The sequence below is a fragment of the Pseudomonas sp. xss_2 genome (genome assembly GCF_043104195.1).
GTDB lineage: Bacteria > Pseudomonadota > Gammaproteobacteria > Pseudomonadales > Pseudomonadaceae > Aquipseudomonas > Aquipseudomonas urmiensis.
Genome location: NZ_JBICKL010000046.1, coordinates 147020 through 171630 on the forward strand (window position 1 = coordinate 147020; position 24611 = coordinate 171630).

Annotated in this window: 21 protein-coding genes; 12 read left to right on the top strand and 9 right to left on the bottom strand. The window is 62.4% G+C overall.

Annotated elements, in window-relative coordinates; all coding sequences use genetic code 11:
- Positions 1 to 29 precede the first annotated feature (29 nt).
- Positions 30 to 2582: a TonB-dependent hemoglobin/transferrin/lactoferrin family receptor gene (locus ACF8K2_RS09960; RefSeq protein WP_392464609.1), complete on the top strand. Its 2553-nt coding sequence runs from the start codon at positions 30 to 32 to the stop codon at positions 2580 to 2582.
- A gap of 123 nt (positions 2583 to 2705) precedes the next feature.
- On the opposite strand, the gene ACF8K2_RS09965 is transcribed toward ACF8K2_RS09960, so the two are convergent.
- Entirely contained in the window at positions 2706 to 3926 is a 1221-nt protein-coding gene (locus ACF8K2_RS09965; RefSeq protein ID WP_392464611.1) for a class I SAM-dependent methyltransferase, read from the bottom strand.
- Positions 3927 to 4022: 96 nt separating this feature from the next.
- Complete coding sequence (locus ACF8K2_RS09970) at positions 4023 to 4640, bottom strand: TPM domain-containing protein (RefSeq protein ID WP_392464613.1); 618 nt, start codon at positions 4638 to 4640, stop codon at positions 4023 to 4025.
- Between the two features lie 224 nt (positions 4641 to 4864).
- On the opposite strand from ACF8K2_RS09970, the gene bglX reads away from it, so the two are divergent.
- From bglX to ACF8K2_RS10000, 6 genes are all read left to right on the top strand, one after another.
- Positions 4865 to 7156, top strand: coding sequence for a beta-glucosidase BglX (gene bglX, locus ACF8K2_RS09975; protein WP_392464614.1), 2292 nt, complete (start codon positions 4865 to 4867; stop codon positions 7154 to 7156).
- A 177-nt stretch (positions 7157 to 7333) separates the two neighbouring features.
- Complete coding sequence (locus ACF8K2_RS09980; RefSeq protein ID WP_392464615.1) at positions 7334 to 9091, top strand: ATP-binding protein; 1758 nt, start codon at positions 7334 to 7336, stop codon at positions 9089 to 9091.
- Positions 9085 to 10419: a sigma-54-dependent transcriptional regulator gene (locus ACF8K2_RS09985; protein WP_392464617.1), complete on the top strand. Its 1335-nt coding sequence runs from the start codon at positions 9085 to 9087 to the stop codon at positions 10417 to 10419. Before ACF8K2_RS09980 ends, ACF8K2_RS09985 begins: the two co-directional genes overlap by 7 nt.
- A gap of 288 nt (positions 10420 to 10707) precedes the next feature.
- On the top strand, positions 10708 to 12027 hold the full coding sequence (locus ACF8K2_RS09990; protein WP_186553966.1) for an MFS transporter: 1320 nt from the start codon (positions 10708 to 10710) through the stop codon (positions 12025 to 12027).
- A gap of 400 nt (positions 12028 to 12427) precedes the next feature.
- Positions 12428 to 12754 (top strand): hypothetical protein, encoded by a 327-nt coding sequence (locus ACF8K2_RS09995; RefSeq protein WP_392464620.1) that lies wholly within the window; start codon positions 12428 to 12430, stop codon positions 12752 to 12754.
- Between the two features lie 117 nt (positions 12755 to 12871).
- The gene (locus ACF8K2_RS10000) at positions 12872 to 13483 is read left to right on the top strand and encodes a flavin reductase family protein (protein WP_264236253.1); all 612 of its coding nucleotides are present in this window, start codon (positions 12872 to 12874) and stop codon (positions 13481 to 13483) included.
- Here the strand turns inward: ACF8K2_RS10000 and ACF8K2_RS10005 are convergent, their stop codons facing one another.
- Both ACF8K2_RS10005 and ACF8K2_RS10010 read right to left on the bottom strand, forming a co-directional pair.
- Positions 13484 to 13717, bottom strand: coding sequence for a hypothetical protein (locus ACF8K2_RS10005; RefSeq protein ID WP_186553963.1), 234 nt, complete (start codon positions 13715 to 13717; stop codon positions 13484 to 13486).
- Between the two features lie 32 nt (positions 13718 to 13749).
- Positions 13750 to 14058: an antibiotic biosynthesis monooxygenase family protein gene (locus ACF8K2_RS10010; protein ID WP_264236251.1), complete on the bottom strand. Its 309-nt coding sequence runs from the start codon at positions 14056 to 14058 to the stop codon at positions 13750 to 13752.
- Between the two features lie 202 nt (positions 14059 to 14260).
- On the opposite strand from ACF8K2_RS10010, the gene ACF8K2_RS10015 reads away from it, so the two are divergent.
- The gene (locus ACF8K2_RS10015; protein ID WP_392464622.1) at positions 14261 to 15181 is read left to right on the top strand and encodes an AraC family transcriptional regulator N-terminal domain-containing protein; all 921 of its coding nucleotides are present in this window, start codon (positions 14261 to 14263) and stop codon (positions 15179 to 15181) included.
- A 264-nt stretch (positions 15182 to 15445) separates the two neighbouring features.
- Here the strand turns inward: ACF8K2_RS10015 and ACF8K2_RS10020 are convergent, their stop codons facing one another.
- Positions 15446 to 17083, bottom strand: a complete 1638-nt coding sequence (locus ACF8K2_RS10020) for a 5-guanidino-2-oxopentanoate decarboxylase (protein WP_392464623.1) — start codon at positions 17081 to 17083, stop codon at positions 15446 to 15448.
- Between the two features lie 115 nt (positions 17084 to 17198).
- Between ACF8K2_RS10020 and ACF8K2_RS10025 the strand changes: the two genes are divergently transcribed.
- Positions 17199 to 18074 carry a LysR substrate-binding domain-containing protein gene (locus tag ACF8K2_RS10025; RefSeq protein ID WP_392464625.1) on the top strand — a complete coding sequence of 292 codons (876 nt, stop codon included), beginning with the start codon at positions 17199 to 17201 and terminating at the stop codon, positions 18072 to 18074.
- 36 nt (positions 18075 to 18110) lie between these two features.
- Here ACF8K2_RS10025 and ACF8K2_RS10030 read toward each other — a convergent pair whose 3' ends face one another.
- Positions 18111 to 18725 carry an NAD(P)-dependent oxidoreductase gene (locus tag ACF8K2_RS10030; protein ID WP_392464629.1) on the bottom strand — a complete coding sequence of 205 codons (615 nt, stop codon included), beginning with the start codon at positions 18723 to 18725 and terminating at the stop codon, positions 18111 to 18113.
- 28 nt (positions 18726 to 18753) lie between these two features.
- On the bottom strand, positions 18754 to 19629 hold the full coding sequence (locus ACF8K2_RS10035; protein ID WP_392464630.1) for an MBL fold metallo-hydrolase: 876 nt from the start codon (positions 19627 to 19629) through the stop codon (positions 18754 to 18756).
- Positions 19630 to 19731: 102 nt separating this feature from the next.
- On the opposite strand from ACF8K2_RS10035, the gene ACF8K2_RS10040 reads away from it, so the two are divergent.
- Both ACF8K2_RS10040 and ACF8K2_RS10045 read left to right on the top strand, forming a co-directional pair.
- Positions 19732 to 20637, top strand: coding sequence for a LysR family transcriptional regulator (locus tag ACF8K2_RS10040; protein WP_186553956.1), 906 nt, complete (start codon positions 19732 to 19734; stop codon positions 20635 to 20637).
- A gap of 78 nt (positions 20638 to 20715) precedes the next feature.
- Positions 20716 to 20889 (top strand): hypothetical protein, encoded by a 174-nt coding sequence (locus ACF8K2_RS10045; RefSeq protein WP_217838537.1) that lies wholly within the window; start codon positions 20716 to 20718, stop codon positions 20887 to 20889.
- Positions 20890 to 20907: 18 nt separating this feature from the next.
- Here the strand turns inward: ACF8K2_RS10045 and ACF8K2_RS10050 are convergent, their stop codons facing one another.
- Complete coding sequence (locus tag ACF8K2_RS10050; protein ID WP_186553955.1) at positions 20908 to 21777, bottom strand: oxaloacetate decarboxylase; 870 nt, start codon at positions 21775 to 21777, stop codon at positions 20908 to 20910.
- 368 nt (positions 21778 to 22145) lie between these two features.
- On the opposite strand from ACF8K2_RS10050, the gene ACF8K2_RS10055 reads away from it, so the two are divergent.
- Entirely contained in the window at positions 22146 to 23597 is a 1452-nt protein-coding gene (locus ACF8K2_RS10055; RefSeq protein WP_392464631.1) for an MDR family MFS transporter, read from the top strand.
- 183 nt (positions 23598 to 23780) lie between these two features.
- Here the strand turns inward: ACF8K2_RS10055 and ACF8K2_RS10060 are convergent, their stop codons facing one another.
- Entirely contained in the window at positions 23781 to 24413 is a 633-nt protein-coding gene (locus ACF8K2_RS10060) for a TetR family transcriptional regulator (protein ID WP_186553953.1), read from the bottom strand.
- Between the last annotated feature and the right edge of the window lie 198 nt (positions 24414 to 24611).

Below are 24611 nucleotides of genomic sequence, written 5' to 3' on the forward strand. Positions count from 1 at the left end.
TTCCGGCCTTTTGCCGTTTGGGGGAATTCATGTTGTCCGCGTTGCGTCCGTTGCGATCCTTGCCTGTTCGTCCATCCCTGCTGGCGCTGTGCCTGGCTGTAAGCCTGGCCGCCGAGGCCGCGCCTGTACAGCTCGACCTGCCGGCCCAGGCGCTGGCCCGCTCGCTCAGCCAACTGGCGCAGCAGGCCAAGGTGCAGTTGCTGTTCGATGAGGCGGTGCTGCGCGATGCCCAGGCCCCTGCGCTCAACGGCGCCTATGAGGCGCACGAGGCGATCTCCCGCCTGCTGGCCGGCAGCCGCTTCAGCGTACTGCGCATGGGTGAAACCTACGTGGTGCGCCTGCGCGAGGACCAACCCAACGCCGACAACAGCATCCAGCTCGGCGCCCTGAGCATCGTCGGCGATGGCCAGCAGGTCACACCCGACAATGTCGGCCGCTCGACCCTGGACCAGGAACAGATCGACCGCTACCAACCCAGCAACATCCCCAGCGTCTTGGCCACCCTGCCTGGGGTGAATATGGGCGGTTCGGCCAAACCTGGCGGGCAGACCATCAACATCTGGGGCATGGGCGACGCCGAAGATGTGCCGATGAGCGTCGACGGCGCTACCAAGAGCGGTTTCGAGCGCTACCAGCAGGGCACCATCTTCATCGAGCCAGAACTGATCAAGTTCATCGAGGTGGAAAAAGGCCCGCACTCGGTCCAGACCGGCAACGGCGGCTTTGGTGGCAGCGTCAACATGCAGACTAAGGATGCCAGCGACCTGCTGCAAGAGGGCCGCAACAGCGGCGCGATGGTCAAGTACGGCTACGCCAGCAACGACCACCAGCAGATCTACAGCTCGGCGCTGTTCGGCCGCAGCGACGATGGCCGCATCGACGGTTTGGTCTACCTGACCAAGCGCGACGGCGGCGACATGAAGATGGCCGACCGCCTGCCCGATCCGGAAAACCGCTACCCGATCAACCCCAAGCGCCTGCCCAACAGCGCCTTGGACCTGGAAGGCGCTTTGCTCAAGAGCAACATCCACTTTACCGACGAGCACAGCCTGGGGCTGTCCTGGTCGCGCTCGCAGACCGAGCGCTGGACGGCCTTCTCGTCCACCGCCTACCCGACCCCGCCGACCCAGGCCAACATCGATCGCTATGGCTACGAGAACGCGATCAAACGCTTCCTCGCCCTGCGCAACACGGTCGATACCACCTGGTCGGCCACCTACAACTACCAGCCGATCGAAAATCCCTGGGTCGATTTGCAGGTCAAATATTCCGAGTCAGACACTGACCAGACTGACCAACGCAACGCCACGGCGTTCTTCCAGGCCGCCACGGGCGGGCGCAAGATGGACACCGAGTACAAGGACCGCATGCTCGATGTGAAGAACACCAGCCTGTTCACCACCGGCCCGCTCGAACATGCGCTGACCGCAGGGTTGCAAGTGCGCCAGCATGAGCGGGATACGCAGATGTGGATGCCGGGCAAGATGTACGACGTGCCCAAGTATAACCACGGCCATTTCCAGCCGTACTTCATGCCGCGTGGCAAGGTCGAGAGCCAGGGCTACTACCTGCAGGATGCGATCACCATTGGCGACCTGACCATCACCCCATCGCTGCGTTACGACCACGTGACCAACGAAGGCGAGCCAAACCAGGCGCCCTACTACAACAACCCAGCAGCCGGTCACGACTACAGCGCCAAGACCTACAGCGGCTGGTCGCCGCGCCTGGCACTGTTCTACAAGCTAAACGACCAGCACGCGCTGTTCGCCAACTACAGCAAGACCTGGCGTGCCCCGGTGCTGGACGAGCAATACGAAGTGCAAGGCGTGGGCAGCCGCACGGCCACCAGCCGTAACCTCGACCCCGAGCGCATCACCGGCATTCGCCTGGGCAGCATCAGCAATTTCTCCAACGTGTTCGTGCAGGGCGACAGCGCACAGATTCGCACCACGCTGTTCCGCAACCATGTCAAAGACGAGATTTTCAAAGCCACGGGTATTGGTTGCCAGCAGCAGATGGTCACTGGCGGCACCATCGCCCAGTCCTGCGGCAGCGGGCTGATGAGCAACTACCGCAACATTGGCGACACGGTGTACCAGGGCTATGAGGTGGAGACCTTCTACGACGCCACCTACCTGTTCGGTGCCCTGTCGTACGCCTGGATGGAAGGCCGCCACGAAGGCGCCTACACCAACCCATGGGGGCCGGATGTGTGGGCCAAGGACGTGCCGGCGCCCAAGTGGATCGCCACCCTGGGCGTGAAGATTCCGGCCTGGGATGCCCGCGTCGGCTGGACTGCCGAGTTCGTCAGCAAGACTCACCATCTGCCCAGCGACAAGTACTTCGAAGGCCCGGCCAGCGCATTGGGCGACCGCTACTACGACAACTTCGGCAACGAGCGTTATCAGATCCACGGCCTGTTCGCCAACTGGAAACCGCAGCAGCCTTACCTGAAAGGCACTGAGGTCAACCTGACGGTGGACAACCTGTTCAATGTGTCGGTGCGGCCGGAATTGTCCGGGGAAAATGCCTACACCATCGGGCGTAATGCCAAGGTCAGTGTGACCCGGTTCTTCTGAAATATCTGACACTTCGCGGCGCCCTTTTCGCGGGCAAGCCCGCTCCCACAGGGATAGCGCTGCCTTCGAAGGTATCGCGGTACTTGTGGCAGCGGGCTTGCCCGCGAAAAGGCCAACGCGCAGTCAGATAGCGATCAACCCATCCGCCCGCAACAACGTCTCCAGGCAATGCTCGCTGACGCCATAGAACGCCTTGAGCTGGGCAATCTTCTGCAAAAGGGCAGTCGCATCCACCGGCTGCTTGCGCTTGACCGCAAGAATCATCTTGTTCTTGTTGGTGTGCTCCAGCGAGATGAACTCGAACACCTTGGTCTCGTAGCCACAGGCCTCCAGGTACAAGGCGCGCAGGCTGTCGGTGAGCATCTCGGCCTGTTGCCCCAGATGCAGGCCGTACTGCAACATTGGCTGCAACAAGCCTGGGCTCTGCAACTGCGGGCGTACCTGTTTGTGACAGCACGGCGAGCACATGATGATCGCCGCGTTGCAGCGGATACCGGTGTGGATGGCGTAGTCGGTGGCGATGTCACACGCGTGCAGGGCGATCATCACCTCGATGGCCTCGGGCACCACGCTACGCACATCGCCGCACTCGAATACCAGGCCTGGATGCTCAAGACGCGCGGCGGCGGTGTTGCACAAGTCGACCATGTCCTGGCGCAATTCGACGCCAGTGACCTGCGCCTCGCGGCCCAGGGAGTTGCGCAGGTAATCATGCATGGCGAAGGTCAGGTAGCCCTTGCCCGAACCGAAGTCGGCAACCCGCAATGGCTGCGCCGCCGCCAGCGGGGCACTGGCCAGGGCATGGTCGAAGACTTCGATGAACTTGTTGATCTGCTTCCACTTGCGCGACATCGACGGGATCAGCGCGCCCTGGCCATCGGTCACCCCCAGATCGCGCAGGAACGGCCTGGAAAGCTCCAGGTAGCGTTTTTTCTCGCGGTCATGCCCAGCCGCAGGCGCGGCTTCGCGCGGAGCCTGCGCCACATGGCGCTGAAGCATCGGCTTACCCTTTTTGCTGAAGGCCAGCTGCACTTCGCCGTCAGTGGTGAACAGGTGCGCATTGCGAAAGCTGTCCGGCAACAGCTCGGCGACCAGCGCTTGCGCTTGCTCGACTGGTACGTTGCGGGTGATGTCGCGGGTTTGATGGCGGTAGACCAGCGACAGGCTTGGCTGGCCCTTGACCAACAGCGGCTTGGCGATGATCCGTTGCAGGCTCTGGTCGGCGCCAACGTGACGAGCGAGCACCAGCTTGCTCAGGCTGCCTTGCTCCAGGGCATCGGCCAGCAGGCGCAGAAATTGGCCACGCGCATCCGGCGCGGTGGAAGCGGAAGGGTTGGCGGACATGGGAACGGGGTGCCTCGAATTGCCAGCGCTGCGCGCAATGGCGGGCATTCTACGTCGCTGGCAGCCTTGCGCGAAGGTTTTCTCGATGGGCGTGGCTCAGTCGAGGATCACCAGGCGGTTGGGCAATTCGTTGCGGCTATGGGTGGCCGGCAGCTGGCGGCTGAGCAGCTCACCGCAAGCATCGATGCATTCGACGAAGCCTTGCAAGGTCCGGCCCTGGCGCACCTGCTCGGTGAAACGGGCGACCAGCACGGCCCGGGCCTGGGCATCGAGATGCTGTTCGATGCCTTTGTCAGCCAGGATCGCCACATAGTGCTCGGCCTCGCTGACGAAGATCAGCACGCCAGTAGCGCCAGCGGTACGCTGCAGGTTCAACTCGCGAAACTGCTGGCGCGCCAGGCCCGAGGCACGCCGATGGCGCAGCAGACGCGGGGTTACCAGGCTGGCCAGGCGGGCATTGCGCAGCAGCAGACACAGGCCGATGAACAGCACCACCTGGGCCACCAGCAACGCGCGCAAGCTCGGCCAATTGATCAGTAGATGCAGTACCGCAGGAATCGCCAGCGCCAGCAGCGCCGCCCAGAACAGCGGCAGGTAGGCATAGTCGTCGGCGCGGCGCGCCAGTACCGTCACCAGTTCCGCGTCGGTGCGCCGCTCGGCGCGGGCAATGGCCTCGGCAATCTGGCGTTGCTCGTATTGGTTGAAAACGGTCATGCCATCGGTCTCTAACGTTCTTATAGTTGTTGTCCCGGCACGGGGCTGGCGCGAGTGTATCTCAACAACTGCGTGACATCAGGCATAATCCTCCGCTGCCGCTGCATCCTGCTGTAGGAATGATCGGAAAGATCGCCCTATTACCCAAGAACAACAGCCGCCCGACAACTTTAGGCCGCGCGCGTATCCCTGTGGATACGGCCCAGGCCACGACAATGGAATTGATGATGAAACTGTCTTCGCTGGGCCTGGCCATGGCCCTTGCCAGCCAGGCGGCCCTGGCCGCTAACTCCGCCCCGCCCCTGCAAGACAAGCAGGCGTTCATCGACCACCTGATCGGGCAGATGACCGTCGATGAGAAGATCGGCCAGCTGCGCCTGATCAGCATCGGCCCAGAGATGCCGAAGGAAAAGATCCGCGAGGAAATCGCCGCCGGACGCATTGGCGGCACCTTCAACTCGCGCACCGCGCCGGAAAACCGCCCGATGCAGGACGCCGCCATGCGCAGCCGGTTGAAGATCCCGATGTTCTTCGCCTACGACACCATCCATGGCGAGCGCACCATCTTCCCGATCAGCCTGGGCCTGGCAGCGACCTGGGACATGGACGCGATTGCCAAGGTCGGCCGCACCTCGGCCATCGAGGCCTCCGCCGATGCCCTGGACATGACCTTCGCACCAATGGTCGACATCGCCCGCGACCCGCGCTGGGGCCGCACCAGTGAAGGCTTCGGCGAAGACACCTACCTGACTTCGCGCATTGGCCAGGAGATGGTCAAGGGCTTCCAGGGATCGAGTGCAAAAAATCCCGACAGCATCATGGCCATCGTCAAGCACTTCGCCCTGTACGGCGCAGTGGAAGGCGGGCGCGACTACAACACGGTCGATATGAGCCTGCCGAAAATGTACAACGACTACCTGCCGCCCTACCGCGCCGCGCTCGATGCGGGTGCCGGTGGCGTGATGGTCGCGCTCAACTCGATCAACGGCGTGCCAGCCACCTCCAACACCTGGCTGATGAATGACCTGCTGCGCAAGGAGTGGGGCTTCAAGGGCGTGACCATCAGCGACCATGGCGCGATCCAGGAGCTGATCCGTCACGGCGTGGCCAAGGACGGGCGCGAAGCGGCCAAGCTGGCGATCAAGGCCGGCATCGACATGAGCATGAACGACACCCTGTATGGTGAAGAACTGCCCGGCCTGCTCAAGTCTGGCGAAGTGACCCAGGCCGAACTCGACCAGGCGGTGCGCGAGGTTCTGGGTGCCAAGTACGAGATGGGCCTGTTCGACAACCCGTACGTGCGCATCGGCAAGGCCGAGACCGATCTGAAGGACTATTACGCTAACGACCGACTGCACCGCGACGCCGCCCGCGATGTCGCCCGGCGCAGCCTGGTGTTGCTGGAAAACCGTAACCAGACCTTGCCGCTGAAGAAAACCGGCACCATCGCCCTGGTCGGCCCCCTGGCCGATGCACCGATCGACATGATGGGCAGCTGGGCCGCCGATGGCCGCCCCGAGCATTCCGTCACTGTGCGCGAAGGGCTGCGCCGCGCAGTCGGCGACAAGGCCAAGCTGATCTACGCCAAGGGCTCGAATGTCACTGGCGACAAGGCCATGTTCGACTACCTGAACTTCCTCAACTTCGACGCCCCGGAAATCGTCGACGACCTGCGCCCTGCCGCGGTGCTGATCGACGAGGCGGTCAAGGCCGCCAAGCAATCCGACGTGGTTGTTGCCGTGGTCGGTGAATCGCGCGGCATGTCCCACGAGTCGTCGAGCCGCACCACTCTGGAAATTCCCGCGGTGCAACGCGAGCTGATCAAGGCACTGAAGGCCACCGGCAAGCCGCTGGTGCTGGTGCTGATGAACGGCCGCCCGCTGTCGATCGCCTGGGAACGTGACCAGGCTGATGCCCTGCTCGAAACCTGGTTCAGCGGCACCGAAGGCGGCAATGCCATAGCCGATGTGCTGTTTGGCGACTACAACCCGTCCGGCAAGCTGGCCATCACCTTCCCGCGTTCGGTCGGGCAGATCCCGATGTATTACAACCACCTGCGCATCGGCCGTCCGTTCACCCCTGGAAAGCCTGGCAACTACACCTCGCAGTACTTCGAGGAGCCTAATGGCCCGTTGTACCCGTTCGGCTATGGCCTGAGCTACAGCAGCTTCGAGCTGTCGGGGTTGAAGCTTGCCAGCACTCAGCTCAAGCGCGGCGACACCTTGCACGCCAAGGTGACCGTGAAGAACACCGGCAAGCGTGATGGCGAGACTGTGGTGCAGTTGTATCTGCAAGACGTCAGCGCTTCGATGAGCCGTCCGGTCAAGGAACTGAAGAACTTCCAGAAACTGATGCTCAAGGCCGGCGAGTCGCGAACCTTGACCTTCAGCATCAGCGAAGAAGACCTGAAGTTCTACAATGGCCAGCTGCAGCGGGTGGCTGAGCCGGGCCAGTTCAATGTGCAGGTCGGGCTCGATTCCGAAGCGGTGCAGCAGCAGAGTTTCGAGTTGCTGTAAGGCCTCTGCCAGAGCAAGGCGCCTGCGACGGGGTGCCTTCACCGGCCTCATCGCGGGGCAAGCCCGCTCCCGCGCAGTCTCAACAGAGGGATACGCGTGGGAGCGGGCTTGCCCCGCGATGAGGCCGGCACACCTAGCACACCTCCAATAGATCTCAACAGCCCCAGGACCCGCACCATGCCTTCTTCGTTTCGCGCACTGCGCCTGGGCCTGATCGTGTTACTGATTCTGGTCGGCACCGTCCTGAGCGCCGGTTGGGCCATGCATCAGGCCAAGCGCCAGTCGATGGAAACCGACGCCCGCCGTGCCGCCCAGCAATTGGGCTTGTACGCCAATTCCCTGCATACCCTGATCGAACGCTACCGCGCCCTGCCGGCGGTACTGGCACTGGACCCGGAACTGATCGCCGCCTTGCGTGGCCCGGTCAGCGAGCCGGTGCAAGATGCCCTCAACCGCAAGCTCGAACGCATCAACGGCGCGGCCAATTCCTCCACCCTGGAGTTGCTCGACCATACCGGCCTGGCGGTCGCCGCCAGCAACTGGCGCCTGCCGACCACCTATGTCGGCTCCAACTATGGCTTTCGCCCCTACTTCAAACAGACCCGCACCCAGGGCAGTGGCCGCTTCTACGCGGTCGGCGTGACCAGTGGCGTGCCAGGTTATTTTCTCTCAAGCGCGGTCAACGACGAGCAAGGGCGCTTTCTCGGCGCCATGGTGGTCAAGCTGGAGTTCCCCGAACTTGAGCGCGAATGGCGCCAGGGCAGCGATGTTCTGTTGGTCAGCGATGCTCGCGGGATCATCTTCATCGCCAACCAGGACGGCTGGCGATATCGCGAACTGGCGCCGCTGACGGGCGCCGACCGCACAGAACTGGCCGAAACCCGTCAGTACGACAAGCAACCACTGGTCCCGCTGCAGCACCAGGTGTTGACGCGCTTCGATGGCAACAGCCACCTGAGCCGCGTGCAACGCCCGGATGGCCCGGTTGAATACCTGTGGCAAAGCCTGCCGCTGGAAGGCGAAGGCTGGACCTTGCACCTGCTGCGAAAACCCCAGGTCAGCGAGGACGGACGCAACGCCGCGCTGGCCGCCGCCGCGATCTGGCTGACCCTGGTGTTCGCCGCGCTGTTCGTCAGCCAGCGCCTGCGCCTGGCGCGCTTGCGCCAGCGCAGCCGTGAAGAGCTCAAGCGCCAGGTCGAAGAGCGCACCCGTGAACTGCGCACCGCCCAGGAGGGGCTGGTGCAGTCGGCCAAACTGGCGGCGCTGGGACAGATGTCAGCAGCGCTGGCGCATGAGATCAACCAGCCACTGACCACCCAACGCATGCAACTGGAAACCCTGCGTCTGCTGCTCGACCATGGCCGCCTCGATGAAGCGCGCCAAGCCCTGGAGCCGCTGGAGCAAATGCTCGCGCGCATGGCGGCGCTCACCGGCCACCTGAAGACCTTCGCCCGCAATAGCCCTGGTGGGCTGCGCGAACGCCTGGACCTGGCCAATGTGGTCGACCAGGCCCTGCATCTATTGGACGCCCGTATCCGCAGCGATGAAGTCGAAGTGGCGCTGTACCTGGCCCGCCCGGCCTGGGTGCGCGGTGATGCGATCCGCCTGGAGCAGGTGCTGATCAACCTGCTGCGCAATGCCCTCGACGCCATGGCCGACAAACGCTACAAACGCCTGGAGATCCGCATCGAAACTGACAACGGCCAGTGGCGCCTGAGCGTGCTCGACTCCGGTGGCGGTATCGCTGAAACCGACCTGGCCAAGGTCTTCGATCCGTTCTTCACCACCAAACCGGTGGGCGAAGGCCTCGGCCTGGGCCTGGCGATCTCCTATGGCATCGTCCATGATGCCGGCGGCCAGTTGCAGGTCGAGAACCTGCCTGGCGGCGCACGCTTTAGCCTGACCCTGCCTCGCGATCTGGAGCCGGTATGTTGAATTCAGTGATCGTCGTCGATGATGAAGCCAGTATCCGCACCGCGGTCGAACAGTGGCTGAGCCTGTCGGGCTTCAGTGTGCAGCTGTTCGCCCGTGCCGAGGAGTGCCTGGCGCAACTGCCGGCGCACTTCCCAGGGGTGATCATCAGCGATGTGCGCATGCCAGGGATGGGCGGTTTGCAGTTGCTTGAACAGTTACACGCACAAGACCCCGACCTGCCAGTAATACTGCTCACCGGCCACGGTGATGTGCCGATGGCGGTGGAAGCCATGCGCAACGGCGCTTATGACTTTCTGGAAAAGCCCTTCACGCCCCAGCACTTGCTGGGCAGCCTGCGCCGCGCCCTGGAAAAACGCCAGCTGGTGCTGGAGAACCGCCGCCTGCACGAACAGGCCGACCTCAAGGCGCGTTTGGAGGGCACGCTGCTGGGCATGTCCCAGGGCCTGCAGCAACTGCGCCGACAGGTGCTGGACCTGGCTAGCCTGCCGGTCAATGTGCTGATTCGAGGGGAAACCGGCAGCGGCAAAGAGCGTGTGGCGCGCTGCCTGCACGACTTCGGGCCGCGCGCCGACAAGCCGTTCGTGGCGCTCAATTGCGCAGCGATCCCGGAAGCGTTGTTCGAAGCCGAACTGTTTGGCCATGAAAGCGGCGCCTTCACCGGTGCTCAGGGCAAACGCATCGGCAAGCTGGAATACGCCAACGGCGGCACGGTGTTTCTCGACGAAATCGAGAGCATGCCGTTGGCCCAACAGGCCAAGCTGCTGCGAGTGATCCAGGAGCAGAAGCTCGAACGCCTGGGCGCCAACCAAAGCATCAATGTCGATCTGAGAATTATCGCCGCCACCAAACCGGATCTGCTGGAAGAAGCCCGCGCCGGGCGCTTCCGCGAAGACCTGGCCTATCGCTTGAACGTCGCCGAACTGCGCCTGGCACCGCTGCGCGAACGGCGAGAAGACATCCCGCTGCTGTTCGAGTTTTTCGCCCGCACCAGCGCCGAGCGCTTGAACCGCAGCGCACCTGCGCTATCCGGGGCACAGTTGGCGCAATTGTTGGCCCACGATTGGCCAGGCAATGTGCGCGAGCTGGCCAATGCCGCAGAACGCCATGCCTTGGGGCTGGGGGCGTCCAGTGCCGAGCAGAGCCACGGCGGGCCATCGTTGGTCGAACAGATGGAAGCCTTCGAGGCGCAATGCCTGCGCGCCGCCCTGCGTCAGCATAAGGGTGAGATCAAGGGCGTGATGGAAACCCTGCAACTGCCACGGCGAACGTTGAACGAGAAGATGCAGCGCCATGGTCTGGTTCGGGAAGATTTTATCGAGCGCGAATAGGCGGATTTTTGCCTATCTGGCGATCATCATCAGCGGATATCCGCTCACTGATGATGATTTAGCTGAATAGTGCTAGCGCAGCTCCCGCTTCGTGCGACAACAAGCCGCAGCCACGATTGCGTCGTGCAAGGCCTACGTTTCGCGGTTCCGTGGTTTTTGGGGGGCTTGAACAGCGCCAGTCTGCGCCCCCAAATGGATCGCAATGCACCCATCTGGCACACCTTCTGCAAATACCCGAGCAAGCGCGTCACAGCGCACTCCACAAAAACAACGAGAAGGTTACATCTGATGGATAACGCCACCTCCCTGCCAACCGGGGCGGCCATAGCGCCTGCCGCGGAAAAAACCACCGCCAGCCGTCTCAAGTCGATTTTCAGCGGCTCGATCGGCAACATGGTCGAGTGGTACGACTGGTACGTCTACGCTGCATTCTCGCTGTACTTCGCCAAGGCCTTCTTCCCCGCTGGCGACACCACCGCACAACTGCTCAACACCGCCGCAATTTTCGCCGTGGGCTTCCTGATGCGCCCAATCGGCGGCTGGCTGATGGGCCTGTACGCCGACCGCAAGGGCCGCAAAGCGGCACTGATGGCCTCGGTCCTGCTGATGTGCGCAGGCTCGCTGGTCATCGCCCTGACCCCGGGCTATGAAACCATCGGCGTCGCTGCCCCGATCCTGCTGGTACTTGCGCGCTTGCTGCAAGGCCTGTCGGTGGGCGGTGAATACGGCACCTCGGCCACTTACCTCAGCGAAATGGCCAGCAAGGAGCGTCGTGGCTTCTTCTCAAGCTTCCAGTACGTGACGCTGATCTCTGGCCAGCTCATTGCCCTGGCAGTGCTGATCATTCTGCAGAACACCCTGACCACCGAAGAGCTGTACGCCTGGGGCTGGCGTGTACCGTTCGTGATCGGCGCGCTGTGCGCAGTGGTCGCGCTGTACCTGCGTCGTGGCATGGAAGAGACTGCCTCCTTCACCAAGAAAGAGAAGTCCAAGGAAAGCCTGATGCGCACCTTGATGCGCCATCCCAAGGAGCTGCTGACCGTAGTCGGCCTGACCATGGGCGGTACCCTGGCCTTCTACACCTACACCACCTACATGCAGAAGTACCTGGTCAACACCGTGGGCATGAGCATCAGTGACTCGACCACCATTTCGGCGGCCACCCTGTTCCTGTTCATGTGCCTGCAACCGGTGATTGGTGGCCTGTCCGACAAGATTGGCCGTCGCCCGATCCTGATCGCCTTCGGCGTGCTCGGCACCCTGTTCACCGTACCGATCCTCAGCACCCTACACACCATCACCACCTGGTGGGGCGCGTTCTTCCTGATCATGGCGGCACTGATCATCGTTAGCGGCTACACCTCGATCAACGCCGTGGTCAAAGCCGAGCTGTTCCCTACTGAAATCCGCGCCCTGGGCGTGGGCCTGCCGTACGCACTGACCGTGTCGATCTTCGGCGGCACCGCCGAGTACGTGGCGCTGTGGTTCAAGAGCGTCGGCATGGAGAGCGGCTTCTACTGGTACGTCACCGGCTGCATCGCGTGCTCGCTGCTGGTCTACGCGACCATGAAAGACACCAAGACCCACTCTCGGATCACTACCGACTGATCCTGCTCGGGCTGTAACCAGCAAAGGGCGCACCGCCAGACGGTGCGCCCTTTTTTTCATTTTGTGGTCACCCAAGCCAGCGTACGTATCGCTGAAAGCGAAGCGCCTGATCAGATAAATCCACAGCCGATGTAGGACAAAGCCACTCATCAGCCGCTTCCTATCCATTTAACCTGTCATTAATTCAAAGCCGCCATCCTGGAAAAACTGGCGACACATCCTCTTGAACCGGTACCCCTTCATTTCTGAGAGCTAATCGGTGTTAGCGGATAGAGCGCTCCATAAATCATCTATTAAATCGATTGCTAATCGTTAATATTTGCGCTTTTTAATCGATTTAATAGGCGTAGCATTAAACCCATAGAAACAAACAACCCAATTACTCATCGGAGCAACGACCATGAAAAACAAACTGATCCTGTCCCTGGCTCTCTCTGTACTGGCCACTGGCGCCTTCGCCGAAGACGGCTTTGACCGCACCAGTGCGCACAACTTCGCCACTGCTCAAACCCAGTCGGCTACCTACGCAGAAGATGGTTTCGATCGCACCGGCGGGGCACGCTTTGCCGAAGATGGCTTCGACCGCACCGGCGGGGCACGCTTTGCCGAAGATGGCTTCGACCGCACCGGCGGGGCACGCTTTGCCGAAGACGGCTTCGACCGCACTGGCGGCGCACGCTTCGCCGAAGATGGCTTCGATCGCACCAACGCCCACCGCATCAGCTGAATGCTGATGCTCACACCCAGCCCGGCTTCGGCCGGGCTTAATCATTTCCAGCAAGGCTCAGGCTTGGCACACTAGGCGCCTCGTCCATCCCAGAGGAAGGGCCCCGGCCCTGAGCAGATGTACTACTACGAACCCGCCAAAGGCCACGGCCTGCCCCACGACCCGTTCAACGCCATCGTCGGCCCTCGACCCATCGGCTGGATCTCTTCGCAAGACCGCGAAGGCCGCCTGAACCTGGCGCCATACAGCTTCTTCAACGCCTTCAATTACATTCCACCGATCATCGGTTTCTGCAGTGTCGGGCGCAAAGACAGCCTGAACAATATCGAGCAGACCGGCGAATTCGTCTGGAACCTGGCCACTCGGCCACTGGCCGAGCAGATGAACCAAAGCTGCGCAGCAGTCGCTGCGGATGTCGATGAGTTCGTCTTGAGTGGCCTGACGCCAACGGCATCGCGGCTGGTCGGCGTGCCGCGGGTGGGTGAAAGCCCGGTCGCCTTCGAATGCAAGGTCAGCCAGATCGTCCAGCTCAAACGCGCTGACCAGGAGCTGGTGCCCAGCTGGCTGATCCTCGGTGAAGTAGTGGCGGTGCACATCGCCGAGCATCTGCTCAAAGACGGCATCTACGACACCGCTGCCGGCGAGCCGATCCTGCGCGGCGGCGGCCCGCAGGACTACTTCGAACTGGGCAACCTGTTCAAGATGGGCCGGCCCCAGGTCAACGGCTGATCACCAGATCAGCTCGCCCTCTTCGCTCACCCCTTGCAGGCGTTCGAGCTCGGCGCAGGCGGCCTCATCGGCCGCTATCGCGCCTTTGAACACCTGGCCATCGAGCACCTTGTGAAAGCGCGGGGTGCCCATGCCGTTCAATGCCTTCACGGCAATCGCCGCGTTATAGCCACCACCTTCTACGGGGACCATCGCCGAAACCGCTTCGAAGTGGGGGAACTCTCTACGTGCCATCGTGCAATCCAGTCTGGGTAAAAGTGCGCATTCTAACCCGAGCCCTGGTCACTGAAGGTATGCAGATCGAGGCTGGCGACCACCTGCGCCTGCACCAGCTCACCAAACAGATCGAGATTAGGCGAGGCAAAATAGCCACTCATCGCCTGCTGATCGCGCCAGCTGCCGCTGAGCAGCCACAGGTCGTCATCCGCTTGCGAGCGCTGCACGCTGAAACTCAGGCAGCCGGGCATGCGCAGCGATGGCTCGAGCAGGTCACGCAGGCGCACGCCGAGTTCCGCCGAACGACCGTTGCTGGCACGGATAAAAGCCAAGTGAGTGACCGGTTGGCGTTGGGTCATGAACGATCTCCTTGAAGCGGGGCGGACGGAAAAACCAGGCTGGCCAGCGTAGGGCCTGGCCCGCGCGCGCCGTTAGGCCATTACTGCACGTCGATTGCCTGATCCTGCCACGTTGCAGGATCAGGCAATCGACGTGCAGTAATCGACTAGCGCCGCGGCTTGCCCAAACCTATCCTGCTGGTCACTACATAGGATCCACGCCATGACCACGCCAGCGACCCTCGAACCGACTTTGGAGACCCTGCGCCAGGAGCTTTCCGGGCTGATCCTGCGCCACACCGCCGAGACCAATGGGGTTGAATCGGTGATCGACGGCTTGTTCCTGAGTCGCTATGAGGAGAATGTGCGCGGTATGCCTGCCCTGGCGCAGCCAGCCCTGTGCATCCTTGCCCAGGGTAACAAGACGCTGTTTCTCGGCGATGAACGCTACACCTACGACCCCCTGCATTACATGGTGGTCTCGGTGACCTTGCCAATAACCGGGGCGATGCTCGATGCCTCCCCACAGAACCCCTGCCTGGGCCTGCGCCTGGACATCGACCCGGCCGAAATTAGCCAGCTCATCGCCCAAAGCGGCCCGATGCTGGTGCCCAGCATGCCGTCGGGGCGCGGACTGTTCGTCGAACGCAGCGACGTGACCTTGCTCGATGCGCTGCTGCGCCTGGTGCGGCTACTCGACTCGCCAAGAGATATCGCAGTGCTTGCGCCATTGGTTCGTCGCGAGCTGCTGTACCGCGTATTGCGTGGTCCCCAAGGTCATCGACTGTATGAAATAGCCTTGGCCAACAGCCAGACCCACCGGGTATGCCAGGCCATTGCCTGGCTCAACCAGCATTACCAGCAACCGCTGCGCATCGAGGACCTGGCGCGTGAGGTCAACCTGAGTACCTCGACCCTGCATCACCGTTTCAAAGCCGTGACCTCGATGAGCCCGTTGCAGTATCAAAAGCAACTGCGCCTGCAAGAAGCGCGGCGGTTGATGCTCAATGATGGGATAGAAGCAGCGGTGGCGGGCTATCGGGTGGGCTACGAGAGCCCGTCGCAGTTCAGCCGCGAGTACAGCCGCCTGTATGGCGCCCCGCCGATCCGGGATGTGGCCAGGCTGAGGGCCAGCGCCAACTGACTACTGTTGCGTAGCACTGTCCTGCTTCAGTCAGTGCCGGCCTCTTCGCGGGCAAGCCCGCTCCCACAAGGACCGCGCTGCTCTATGGCGCAGCGCTGTACCTGTTTCCCCAAACCACCTCCCAGAGGCAACGCTACCCTGTGGTCCAACGCTGTACCTGTTTCCCCAGACCACCTCCCACAGGCAACGCTACCTTGTGGTCCAACGCTGTACCTGTGGGAGCGGGCTTGCCCGCGAACTAGGTCGCAGCCCTCGCAGCGGTCGTCAGCCCTGCACAGCCTGCTGCCACTGCGCCTGATCCACCTGGATCAAGGTCGGCCCCTTACGCTCGACAGCGCTAGCCAACGCCGCCTGCAATTGCGCCACATCCGCCACATCCTCAGCCGCCGCACCCAACGCCCGCGCCACGCCGATAAAGTCCGGCGTATGAATATCCACGCCCACCGGCTCAATCGCCCGATTGACCATGTACTTCTTGATCTCCTCATAGCCCTGGTTATTCCACAGCAGCACGATCAGCGGCACCTGCGCTTCCACCGCGCTGGCCAGCTCCGGCAGGGTGAATTGCAGGCCACCATCGCCGATCAGGCACACTGCGGGCGAGCGCTGGCTGACCTGCTCGGCGCTACCGAGCCAGGCGCCCATGGCCGCTGGCAAGGCGTAGCCAAGCGTCCCGTAGCCAGTGGAGGCATTGAACCAGCGGCGCGGCTGATCAAGGTCCAGGGTCAGATTGCCGGTGTACACCGGTTGGGTCGAGTCGCCGACCAGGATCGCCCGGGGCAACGTTTGCAGGACCGCCGTCAACAGGCGCGTCTGACTCAGGGTCGGCTGATCCCAACCAGCCGCCAACGCCTGGCGCAACTGACCCACCCGGGCCACCCCCCACTGCGCCTCAAGCACCGCTGGCGGCTGCGCCTGCAACGCAGCGAGCAACGCCCCTGTCGCTTGTTGGGCGTCGGCCACCAGCGCCAGCTCAGGCAAGTAATTGCGAACTGTCTGGTCAGGGTCGATGTCGATCCGCAGCAAGCTGCCGGGAATCTCGAAGCCACCCTTGAAGGTCACGTCGTAATCGGTCTCGGCCAACTCGGTGCCGATTGCCAGCACCACATCGGCCTCGGCCACCAACGCGCGGGTGGCGGGCAGCGATTGGGTCGAGCCGATCTGCAGCGAGTGAGCGGCTGGCAGCAAGCCCTTGGCATTGATGGTCAGCGCCACCGGCGCCTGCAAGTGTTCGGCGAGGGCGGTCAGTTCCACCCCTGCGGCCAGTGCGCCACCGCCAGCGAGGATCAGTGGCCGACGGGCCTTGGCCAGGCGTTCGGCCATCAGGGCTACAGTCGCAGGCGATGCAGCGGCGCGGCTGGTACGCACCGGGCGCCCTGGCAGTAAGTGATCAGCTGGCTCGACCAGCACATCCAGCGGAATCTCGATATGCACCGGACGCGGCCGTGCTCCTTCGAACACCGCGAAGGCCCGCGCCAGCACATGCGGCAGGTCATCTGCACACATCAGGGTATGAGAGAACGCCGCCACCCCGGCAACCAGCGCAGACTGATTAGGCAGCTCATGCAACTTGCCACGCCCACCACCGAGCGAGTCGCGCGACTGCACGCTGGAGATCACCAGCATCGGGATCGAATCGGCATAGGCCTGGCCCATGGCGGTGGTGATGTTGGTCATGCCAGGGCCGGTGATGATGAAGCACACCCCAGGCTTGGCGCGGGTGCGCGCATAGCCGTCCGCCATGAACCCTGCGCCCTGCTCGTGGCGCGGAGTGATATGGCGGATGGATGAGCCAGCAAGTCCGCGATAGAGCTCCACGGTATGCACGCCGGGGATGCCGAAGACATGGTCCACGCCATAGCCTTCGAGCAGTTTGACCAGTACTTCGCCACAGGTTGCCATCGTTTGATACCCAGCTTTATTGTTGAAATCAGTGCTCATTGGAACCAAGCAGCCGGTATCGCCACAATGCAAAAAAACACATACTAGCCATGTCCTCAGATCATGGCTGAATGCGATGAAGCGCCTCCCTCCCCTGCCCGCGCTGCACACGTTTCTGGTCACTGCCCAGCACTGCAATTTCACCCGTGCGGCGCAGCAGTTGCACATCACCCAAGGTGCGGTCAGTCGGCAGATTGCCGGCCTCGAAGAGCACTTGGGCTATGCACTTTTCCAGCGCCAGGCCCGCGGCCTGAGCCTGACCCGCGAAGGCCAGGACTGGCTGCCGCGGGTGCAGCAGGTGTTTGCCCTGATCGAACAGGGTGTGCGTGAAGTGGGCGGGCGCAGCGCCACGCTGCAACTCAAAGCGCCGACCTGCGTGATGCGCTGGCTGCTGCCGCGCTTGATGGAGTGGCAGGCCCTGCGTCCGGACGTGCCGGTGGAGCTGACCACTACCGTGCAGCATGGGGTGGATTTTCGTCACGAAGGGTTCGATGCGGCGGTGGTCTACGGCAGTGCGCCCAATCATGGGCTGCGGGTACGCAAGCTGTTCGATGAGCAGTTGACCCCGGTGTGTGCGCCGTCCTTGCTCGATGGTTCAGTGCCGTTGGCGCAGCTCGAAGATCTGGCTGGGCACATGCTCCTGCACCCTTCGCGCGACGAGCATGACTGGCGGCTGTGGTTGCAGGCGGCGGGGGCAGGGTTCGATCTGCACGGCCCGCGCCAGCACTTCGAAACCCTGGACATGGCGATGGCCATGGCCTCGCAGGGCACTGGCGTGGCGATTGGCGACTGGGCGTTGATTGGGGATGACTTGCGCAGCGGCAGGTTGTGCATGCCGTTTGGCTTGAAGGTGATGACGGGGAAGGCGTATTACCTGGCAAGCCCAGCCAAGAGCCCCCCTGCGGGGTTGATCGAGTTGCTGGATTGGCTGGAACAACGTGCCAGGCAGTGATGCTGTGCTGGATGGGCCGCTCTGCGGCCCCAGCATTCAGTACCCGACCGTAAACCGCTGCCGCGAATGCGCCGGTTTCTCCAGCTCATCAAGCATGGCAATGGCGTAATCGGCAAAGCTGATCCAGCTCTTGCCATCCGCCCCGATCAGCAGATGATCCTTGCCCAACTGGTAACGGCCACTGCGCTGCCCTTCGACAAACTCTGCCGACGGCGACAGGAACGTCCAATCCAGGTTCTGCTCCTGACGCAGCGTTTCAAGAAAACGCACCCCAGCCGTAGCCTCAGCCTTGTAAGCCTCAGGGAAATCCGGGCTATCGATCACCCGATGCCCCGACGGCAACAGCAGGCTACCTGCCCCACCCACCACCAGCAGGCGCTTGACCCCGGCGCGCTTGACCGGCTCGATGATCGCGCGCGGTTCGAGGGTGGAGAAGTGCGCCGCACTCAGCACCGCGTCGACCCCGGCCACAGCCTGCTGCAACGCTGCGCTGTCCTTGGCATCCAGGGCCTTTACAGTAACGCCCTCGCGCCCTTGCAACGCGGACGGATCACGGGCGATGGCCACGACACTGTGACCACGGCGCAGGGCCTCTTCCAGCAACTGGCTGCCAGCCCGTCCGGTAGCACCGATAATTGCGATCTTGCTCATGGGAAACACTCCATCAGGTTGTAAGGGATTACCACTTCATCTCGCCCTTGGCGACCTTGGCGCTGAGCTCCAACGAGCTTTCGTCGGCAAGGTCTGGGTAACGCGCTTTCATGGCTGCGATCAGCGCGTTGGCATCCTTGGCCTTCGCGGTTTCGCTGTCGAAGGCACGAATGTAGTTGGCAGTGAAGCGCACCGCGTCCAGCGATTGGCTGCTTTTGCCCAGATAGTGACCAGGGATCACCGTGCGCGGAGCCAACTGTTCGATGCGTTGCAGCGTCGCCAGCCAGTCGGCGTGGGATTGCGCGGTCTGAGTATCGGCCATCCACACGTGAATATGCTCGGCCACCACCACGCCACCGACCACCGCCTTGATCGACGGAATCCAGACGAAACTGCGATCAGGCTGCGGGCCGTCCAGGCCGATGATTTGCAGCGCCTGCCCTTCCAGCTCAAGGCGGTCGCCTTGCAGCACTTGCGGAACGAGCAGACGCGTGGGCTGATCAGCACCCATCTGCGGCCCCCAATAGGCTAGCTTGGCATCCATGGTCTTGCGGATATGCGCCACGGTGGCGGCAGAGGCCACCACCCGCGCCTTGGGGAAGGCTGCGGTCAGGGTCTGCAGGCCAAAGTAATAGTCCGGGTCGCCATGGCTGATGTAGATCGTGGTCAAGCGCTTGTCGCTGGCCCGCAGGCGTTGTACCACTTGCTCGGCCTGGGCCTTACCGAACTGAGCGTCGACCAGAATGGCCTCATGCTCGCCACTGACGATCACCGAACTGACTGGAAAGATCGCCTCATGACCTGGGTTATAGACCTCAAGCTGCAAAGGCTCGGCAGCCAGTACGGGGCCTGCGAGTGCTGCGCACGCCAGCAACACGCTGCGCAAGGGGGTAAGAAATGACATTGGCTGATCCTGTGAATGGTCGATGCAGGACAGCTTAGTTGCCCGATCCATTACAAAAAATGCGATGCTGCTACATAGTTTGTTTCCAAAATCGAGCAGATCATGGACCGTCTTAACGCCATGCGCGTGTTTGTCACCGTCGTCGACCTGGGTAGCCAGTCGGCAGCTGCGGATCATCTGCAGATGTCCAGGCCAGTAGTGTCGCGCTATCTGGCAGAACTGGAAGACTGGGTCGGCGCACGCCTGATGCAGCGCACCACGCGCAAACTCAGCCTGACCGCCGCTGGCCAGGAGACGCTGCCGCGCTGCCGGCAAATGCTGGAGTTGGCGGGCGACCTGCAAAGCGCCGTGCGCCAGCCGGACGATGCGCCACGCGGGGAGCTGCGCATTAGCGTAAGTACGTCATTTGGCCAAGCGCAACTGGTCGATGCAGTAGCGGAGTATGTGAGCTTGTTTCCAGGGGTTAAGGTCGAGCTGCAGATGCTCGATCGCACGGTCAATCTGGTCGACGAGCGCATCGACTTGGCGATTCGTACCAGCAACGACCTTGATCCCAACCTGATCGCCCGGCGCCTGACGGTCTGCCGCTCTGTGGTCTGCGCCGCCCCCGCTTACCTGCAAACCCATGGCGTACCGCAACAGGTGGAGGAGTTGAGCCAACACAATTGCCTGACCCATGCCTATTTCGGCCATAGCCTGTGGCATTTCGAAGTGGATGGCCGTCAGCTCGCCGTGCCGGTGCAAGGCAATATCAGCGCCAACGAAGCCATGACCTTGCAGAAGGCCGCGCTGGCCGGCGCAGGCATCGCCATGCTGCCGACTTACCAGGCAGCTTGCGCCCTCAAAAAGGGCGAACTGCTGCGCTTGCTGCCGCAGGCCAAGCCCCGGGAGCTGAACCTGAATGCGGTCTATACCTCGCGCAAGCACATGCCGGCGACCTTGCGCAGCATGCTCGATTTTCTTGCTCAGCGTTTCAAGGATGAGCCGCAGTGGGATAGCGGCATTTAGGCCGCCACTGCCTACAAAGTGATCAGACTGACCTATGCTTGTAGTTACCACCTGTCGCTGTTGAAGGAGGTAAGCTCGATGAGCATAAGAACAAGAAGATGCGCCGTGGCCTTCGCCTTGGTCGCGGTCGCAGGCCTCTATGGCTCGGCCTGCTGGCGAGTCGAACTGCTACGCAACCAGCCCAACTCGGCGGCCAGTTGCGCCCAGGAGCACTGCGTTCCCCACACCGCGACCCTGAGCGCCGTCAGATAAGCCGACGGCAGCCTGCCGTTACTCTTCGACGCTCATGTATTCCTTGGCCCAGCGGATGTAGTCCTCAGGCTGGGTGTAGGTGTGCGAAAGCTCGGTAGCGCTGAGGTTCTCGGACTTGTTCTGCTGGCCACGCTGCAAGCGCAGGCAATCATAGGTCGCCTTGATCGCGGCAAAGTAGGCGGCGTGCCCATCGACCACGATCCGCACCCCCAGGCGCGCCAGACGCTCGTCGTCACGCAGATTCGGGTTGCCGTAGCTGACCAGCATCAGCGGCACGCTCAAGTGCTCGGCAATCTGCTCCAGGTGATCGAAGTCCTTCACCCCGACCATGCAGATCGCATCGGCGCCGGCCTTCTGGTAGCTCTGCGTGCGCACGATGATTTCTTCGGTGGTGAGCACCCCGGCGTTGGTGCGGGCGATGATCGACAGCGACGAATCGACCCGTGCCTCGATGGCTGCGCGCACCTTGCCAACACCCTCTTCCACTGAAATCAGGTCAGTCGACTTACGGCCAAACTGTGCTGGCAACAGGGTGTCTTCAATGGTCAGCGCGGCCACACCGGCGCGCTCGAGCTCGATCACCGTGCGCATCACGTTCAGCGCATTGCCATAGCCATGGTCGGCGTCAGCCATCACTGGCAACTGGGCGACACGGCCGATGCGGGTGGCCTGTTCGACGAACTCGCTCAGGGTGATCAGGGCGAAGTCAGGCGCGGCCAGCACCTGCAGCGAAGCGACCGAACCGCCAAGGATGCCCACCTCAAAACCGAGGTCGGCGGCGATGCGGGCGGACATCGGGTCAAAGACCGAGGCGGTGTGATAGCACGAGCCTGAGGCGAGCAGTTTACGGAAGGCAAAACGCAGATCTTGGTGGGAAGCCTTGGGCATGATCACTCCGCAATAACGTTGAAATTGAACTGGCTGACAACCGACCCCGAAATTGGGTCTACCTGACCTGTTCCAACCGTCGCCATCTGGGCGGTCATGCTCGACATGCAGGCAGAGGAATAAAAGGCGTGGGATACAGCGACCGGAAAATCTGCGGCAAAATGATGCACCAAGCTGGTGCAAACCCCTGATTTCAGCCTCTGCGGCCCGGCCACGATATCACGCAGCCATGCACATCCGGGTGAAAGGGCTAATGCCGATCTTGCATAGGGAATGCACATACTACATAGGAAGCTACCTAAGTCAGGTTACACTTGGCCAGCGTGAGCAGCCCGCGATCCGGCTGTTTTCAATTACAAGGTATGACCGTGACCGCCGCCCTGCCCCCCGCCGTCCTGCGCAGTGTCCTCAGCGCCCTGATGCTGGCGATCTTTCTCGGTGCCCTGGACCAGACCATCGTCGCCGTCTCGCTGCCAGCGATCTCGGCCCAGTTCAACGATGTCGGGCTGCTGGCCTGGGTGATTTCTGGCTACATGGTGGCGATGACCGTGGCCGTGCCGATCTACGGCAAACTTGGCGATCTGTATGGCCGTCGGCGGATGATCCTCACCGGCACCGCGCTATTCACCCTCGCCTCGGTGTTTTGCGCGTTGGCGCAGAACATCGAGCAGCTGGTCTTGGCCAGGGTGCTGCAAGGGGTCGGCGCAGGCGGCATGGTCTCGGTCAGCCAGGCGATCATCGGTGACTACGTGGCGCCGCGCGAGCGTGGCCGCTATCAGGGCTACTTCAGCAGCATGTACGCGCTGGCCAGCGTGGCCGGGCCGGTGTTTGGTGGCTGGCTAACCGAGTACCTGTCCTGGCACTGGGTGTTCTGGATCAACCTGCCGCTGGGCCTGGCGGCGCTCTGGGTGATCAACCGCGCCTTGCGCGGCATGCCAGTCAAGCGCCGTGAAGCACAGGTGGATTACCTCGGGGCGGTGCTACTGATTATTGGCCTGGGCAGTCTGTTGCTTGGCATTACCCTGGTCGGTCAGGGACATGCCTGGCTGTCCACGCCCGTGTTGGCGCTGTTCGGCTGCGCCCTGCTGGGGTTGCTGCTGTTCATTGGCCATGAGCGCCGTTGCCAGGAGCCGCTGCTGCCCCTCTCGCTGTTCAGCAATCGGGTCGCTGTGCTGTGCTGGGTGGTGATCTTCTTCGCCAGCTTCCAGTCGATTTCCCTGACCATGCTGATGCCGCTGCGTTACCAAGGCATTACCGGCGCGGGCGCCGATAGCGCGGCCCTGCACCTGCTGCCATTGGCCATGGGGCTGCCGATGGGAGCGTTTGGCGGCGGCCGGCTGACCAGCCTGACTGGCCGCTACAAGCCGCAGATTCTTGCTGGCGCGGTATTGATGCCGCTGGCGATTTTCGCCATGGCCCTCACCCCGCCGCAGTCGGGGTTACTCAGCGCTGTGTTCATGCTGCTGGTGGGCATTGCCTGCGGTTTGCAATTTCCGACCTCGCTGGTGGGTACGCAAAGCTCGGTGCAGATCAAGGACATTGGCGTTGCCACCAGCACCACCAATCTGTTCCGCTCGCTGGGCGGCGCGATGGGCGTTGCCTGTATGTCCAGCCTGATGCTGGCGCTGCTGCACGATGGCGGGTTTGCGTTGCTGGGTAATCCGCTACTGGGCAGTTTGCAGGCGGGGGATGCAGACCCAGCGACCCAGGCGCGGCTGCTGGAGATGTTCAAGCAGTTGTTGATCGCCAGCGCAGCGGTGGCCGTGTTGGGCTTGTTCGCGGCGATTGGTTTGCCGGATCGGCAATTGCGCGGGCATTGAGCTGGCATTGCAGGACGAGGTGGTTGGACGGGCGCTATCGCGGGGCAAGCCCGCTCCGACGCCTCCCAGCAGGGGCCAGCAGCGTGGGAGCGGGCTTGCCCCGCGATAGCGTCAGTTCGGCCAACCCATTAACTGTCCCTTAATACAACCGGGCAACACTTCCTCACAATCCTTAACAAAGTGTCATTTGCGCATGCCAGGGCTCAAGCGCAGCATATCCAGCCCGGTATCGACCCATTGCTCGGCGTTGGCCAGCAGGTCGAAGCTGTCCGGCAGCAACAACCAGCGGCCAATCAACCCGTCTACATAGGCGAACAGGGCGATGGCGGCACGCTCCACATCCAGATCCGCAGGTAACTGTTCACGGCGTACTGCATTGGCCAACGCGAGGGTGATGCCCTCATGGCAATCAAGGATCGCGCCTTGGCGCTGCTGACGAATTTCACACATCTCATCGGTGAACTCGCACTTGTGATGCAGGATTTCATTGATACGCCGGGTTCGGGCGTCCAGCACCAACTCGGTAAATACCTGCAGCAACAGCTTGCGCATGCAGCCGAGCGGGTCTACTTCATCTTCGCTCTCGCTGGCGCGAGCCAGGTGGTCGTGGGTTTCGTGCAGGCTGTCGAGCAGCGCCTGGACCAACTCCGCCTTGTTGTTGAAGTGCCAGTAGATCGCCCCACGGGTGACCCCCGCAAGCTCCGCGATGTCGGCCAGGGTAGTTCGCGCAACCCCGCGCTTATAGAAGGCCTTTTCCGCTGCCTCGATGATCTGGGCGCGGGTTTCCTGGGCTTCCTCTTTGGTTCGACGGACCATGGCAGCACAACCTCATCAGGGCCCAGCCGCTCACGCGGCAGCTGGGAATCAGGCCGGGGGCACCTCTGCATGGGCGACTCCCGGGGCAATTGAAGGCTCGGTGTGGCAACTGACCACTACCGTATGGTATTTACAAACAACCATGAATGTAAGTATATTCGTTAGTAAGCTATTAATCCAGCCGATAGCATTTTTCTG